3 protein-coding genes and 4 tRNA genes are annotated in these 3,848 nt (G+C 46.3%); 1 reads left to right on the top strand and 6 read right to left on the bottom strand.

Features of this window, described 5'->3' with window-relative positions; genetic code table 11:
- Positions 1–152: 152 nt before the first annotated feature.
- The 4 genes from Q4Q46_RS21200 to Q4Q46_RS21185 all read right to left on the bottom strand — a co-directional run bounded on the left by Q4Q46_RS21200 (position 153) and on the right by Q4Q46_RS21185 (position 517).
- Positions 153–228, bottom strand: a tRNA-Thr gene (locus Q4Q46_RS21200).
- Between the two features lie 8 nt (positions 229–236).
- A tRNA-Gly gene (locus tag Q4Q46_RS21195) sits at positions 237–310 on the bottom strand.
- Positions 311–348: 38 nt separating this feature from the next.
- Positions 349–433 (bottom strand) — tRNA-Tyr (locus Q4Q46_RS21190).
- An 8-nt stretch (positions 434–441) separates the two neighbouring features.
- Positions 442–517: transfer RNA gene (locus Q4Q46_RS21185), tRNA-Thr, on the bottom strand.
- 235 nt (positions 518–752) lie between these two features.
- On the opposite strand from Q4Q46_RS21185, the gene coaA reads away from it, so the two are divergent.
- The gene (gene coaA / locus Q4Q46_RS21180; RefSeq protein ID WP_311907005.1) at positions 753–1,703 is read left to right on the top strand and encodes a type I pantothenate kinase; all 951 of its coding nucleotides are present in this window, start codon (positions 753–755) and stop codon (positions 1,701–1,703) included.
- A 27-nt stretch (positions 1,704–1,730) separates the two neighbouring features.
- Here the strand turns inward: coaA and birA are convergent, their stop codons facing one another.
- Together birA and murB are read right to left on the bottom strand one after the other, a co-directional pair.
- Complete coding sequence (gene birA / locus Q4Q46_RS21175) at positions 1,731–2,690, bottom strand: bifunctional biotin--[acetyl-CoA-carboxylase] ligase/biotin operon repressor BirA (protein WP_107949770.1); 960 nt, start codon at positions 2,688–2,690, stop codon at positions 1,731–1,733.
- Positions 2,683–3,708 carry a UDP-N-acetylmuramate dehydrogenase gene (gene murB / locus Q4Q46_RS21170; protein ID WP_311907003.1) on the bottom strand — a complete coding sequence of 342 codons (1,026 nt, stop codon included), beginning with the start codon at positions 3,706–3,708 and terminating at the stop codon, positions 2,683–2,685. Before murB ends, birA begins: the two co-directional genes overlap by 8 nt.
- Positions 3,709–3,848: the final 140 nt, after the last annotated feature.

The following is a 3,848-nucleotide window of genomic DNA, read 5'->3' as shown; positions in this document are numbered from 1 at the left end:
TGGGGCTTAATACGTTCAAATTTAGCTTTAGCCATGGTAATGCCTCAGTCCAAGAATCTTGGTGATGAAAACTAACATATAGAAAAAATCCGATGCATTAAAATGACATCGAACCGATTATGTTTAGGCGTAGGAGCTAAATTTAGAGAGGCTGGTGCTGATAGGCAGATTCGAACTGCCGACCTCACCCTTACCAAGGGTGTGCTCTACCAACTGAGCCATATCAGCAACTAATTTGGAGCGGACAGCGGGAATCGAACCCGCGTTATCAGCTTGGAAGGCTGGAGTAATACCATTATACGATGTCCGCGCAACCTAACTAAGGCTACCTAACTACCTAGAAAAAAGTGGTGGAGGGAGAAGGATTCGAACCTTCGAAGGCTGAGCCGTCAGATTTACAGTCTGATCCCTTTGGCCACTCGGGAACCCCTCCACAGAAAATGGTGCCGGCACCAAGAGTCGAACTCGGGACCTACTGATTACAAGTCAGTTGCTCTACCAACTGAGCTATGCCGGCATTATCATTTCGGAACGGGATATTAGGTAAATGCGCTCCCAAGTGCAAGTAAAAAACACCTATTTACGTAAAAAAAGCGCTCGAACGGTGTTTTTTTACACGTTATCCAACTTTGCCGACCAATTAAACAGCGAATACATCAAACGGTCACGGAAACACGGCTACAACCACCCATTTAGTATTGTTCCGAATAATTCCATAGTGTACTGTGCCTTTCCTAAGCTGAGGAAAGCCAATGACTTCTAAAAATTCAATTCAAAAAGCACTCTATCTCGCCTTTGAGCGCCTGCAATGGTCTGAGTTACGAGATTCAGTGCCGCTGACGCTGAGCGAGCAAGACTTGGAAAACCTTAGAGGCATTAATGAGAAGATATCCTTATCGGAAGTCACAGATATTTATCTTCCCCTTAGTCGGCTGCTCAATCTAATAGTCAAAGCTAAGCAACAACGTGGATTAGTCGTTGATGAGTTTCTTGGCCAAAAGCCATCAAAAAGCCCTTACATCATTAGTATTGCTGGCAGTGTCGCCGTCGGCAAAAGTACCACAGCGCGTATCTTGCAAGCCTTACTACAGCACTGGCCTGAGCATCCTAAGGTCGATCTCGTCACAACGGATGGCTTTTTGTATCCGCTGGCAGACTTGAAGCGTAAAGGGTTATTACAGCGCAAGGGATTTCCGGAAAGCTACGATATGAAAATGCTGGTTGAGTTTATCTCCGCCGTGAAATCTGGCCAACCCCATGTGAAAGCCCCTATCTATTCACACGTCACCTATGACCGTGTGAAAAATCAGCACCAAACCGTTTCTCAGCCCGACATCTTAATTTTGGAAGGCTTGAATGTACTGCAGACTGGACTCGACTCCCCCGTCGATACCCGTCGTCCTTTTGTCTCCGATTTTGTCGACTTTTCTATTTATGTCGATGCACAAGAGCCGTTACTCAAACAATGGTACAAAGAACGCTTCTTGCAATTCCGCTCTGGCGCCTTCAGTGACAAGAAATCCTATTTCCATCACTATTCGTCGCTGACCGATGATGAAGCTAATACCATTGCTGCCAATATTTGGGACACGATTAACGGTCCCAACCTGCAATTGAATATTCAACCAACCCGTGAAAGGGCCCATTTGATCCTACAAAAAGGTCAGGATCATTTGATGTCCCACGTACTGATGCGCAAATAATCTTCTGTAAAATAGTCTCTTGGGTGCTTAGCGTGCCCTTAAGCTAATTTCACCGCCGATAAATGCTTGCACACCATCGGCGGTTTCGAGCAATACTGCACCTTGCTCATCAACACCGCGGCAAATCCCTTCTACCGATTTTTCACCCATAAGCAAACGTATTTCACGGCCATAAAATAAGTCTGCCGCTTGCCAACGAGCCTTGAATGCAGCTAATCCTTCACGCTCAAATAGCTGGATATCACGCTTGAGTTGCTTCTGTAATTCGATAACAAGCGCTGTCTTATCAGGCATATCGACCAACTCTGAAAGGTCACTCCAAGGCTGATCGATACCTTTGCCTTGCTCCTCTGACATCGCCATATTAACGCCAACACCAATGATCAGCTGACACTGACTATCCGCCTGTCCCGACATTTCAATCAAGATCCCGGCAAGCTTCTTGTTATCTAAATAGATGTCATTCGGCCACTTAACCCCAATATTCTCTACCCCAAACGATTTAAGCACTTCAACTAATGTGCAGGCCACCACTAAACTTAATCCCATAGCCTGTGCCATTCCCTGCGGAAATGTCCAAAACAGCGAGAAATATAGATGATGCCCATAGGGTGACACCCAAGTTCGACCTCGGCGACCGCGACCTGCAGATTGATACTCTGCCACGCACACATCGCCATTCTTTAGCTCAGTGGTATGGCTCAGCATAAAGCCGTTGGTGCTTGCGATCTCATCAAAATAAAAACAACGGTTATCAATTGACTGCACTAAACGTGAAGCATCAATTAAAGAGATCGGATTAGCTAGCTTATAGCCGCGACCTTTAACGCTATAAATTGCTACGCCATAGGTTTCTAACGCATCAATGTGCTTATTTACAGCGGCGCGCGAAATCCCAAGTTCAGTGGCTAACTGCTCGCCTGAAACAAATTGACCGCTAGACAACAAGGCTAATATCTGGCGCTTTCTTCCCCAATTATCAGACATACAAATCTCCTTCTCCGTTAGCGCCCATGATTCTAGGTTCCGCTTCTAGCACAACACCAAATTTATCCTGTACTTGCGCAATAACATGCCGCGCTAAGCGACAAATATCGCGCCCCGTTGCCCCGCCTCGATTCACTAATACCAAAGCTTGTTTGTCATGCACAGCCACATTACCAAGCACAAAACCTTTCAGTCCCGCTTGTTCAATCAACCAACCTGCCGCCAATTTCACCGTCGCATCCGCTTGCGCATAACCCACTATCGTCGGAAAACGCTGTGCTAAATCTAGATAACAGGCCGCGCTAACAATAGGATTTTTAAAGAAACTGCCTGCATTGCCGAGCACTGCAGGATCGGGGAGCTTTTCACTGCGAACTTGGCATACGCGATTAAAAATTTCACGCGCAGTGACGGTTGCTGGATCAAACGATTGCAGTGGACCATAGGCCAAACGCGGTTGCCAACGTTTAGCTAAGCGCAGTCCGACTGCTGTCACTACGGCAAAATTGCGTAATTTGTCTTTGAAAATAGACTCACGGTAAGCAAACTGACACTCAGCTGTGCTTATACGCACGAACTCACCTGAGGGTAAATCAAGATACTCAACCCAATCACACACATCACAGAGTTCAACACCATAAGCGCCAATATTCTGTATAGGTGCTGCGCCAACCGTTCCAGGAATTAACGCCATATTCTCCAGCCCAAACATGCCACGCTCGAGCGTAAACCGAATTAACTCGTGCCAATTCTCACCCGCCTCAACCTCGAGATAAAACGCTTCTGCGTCTTCAGATACTTTTATCCCCTTCGATAACATCCTGACAACTGTGCCGTTAAAGTCCTCCGTGAAGACCAGATTGCTACCGCCACCAAGCACCAACATAGGCAATTGCCGTTGCCATAGTGGCAAACACATTGCCCGAACAGCTTCTTTTGAGTGCGCCTCAACAAGATCGGCGCAAGACTGGGCCAAACCAAAGGAATTAAACGATTTAAGGCTATGAGATAGAGACATGTGTTTGATCAATTACGACAAAAGCACATTGTAACTGCTAAAAGCAAGGATTGCAGCTAACGCGGAGGACACGTATTGATGAAATAGTCATCGTGGAGTGGGTATTTAGGCGAAAAATCACGCTGAATTTCACAAATTTC

Origin of the sequence: Shewanella vaxholmensis (assembly GCF_031932135.1) — a bacterium.
Classification (GTDB): Bacteria; Pseudomonadota; Gammaproteobacteria; order Enterobacterales; family Shewanellaceae; genus Shewanella; species Shewanella hafniensis.
Note: the sequence above shows the minus strand (reverse complement) of the source record. Positions and strands in the feature narration are given on the sequence as shown.

Excerpts from the sequence above, each read along its gene's own strand:
- coaA (WP_311907005.1), top strand. The coding sequence starts at position 753 with ATGACTTCTAAAAATTCAATTCAAAAAGCACTCTATCTCGCCTTTGAG.
- birA (WP_107949770.1), bottom strand. The coding sequence starts at position 2,690 with ATGTCTGATAATTGGGGAAGAAAGCGCCAGATATTAGCCTTGTTGTCT.
- murB (WP_311907003.1), bottom strand. The coding sequence starts at position 3,708 with ATGTCTCTATCTCATAGCCTTAAATCGTTTAATTCCTTTGGTTTGGCC.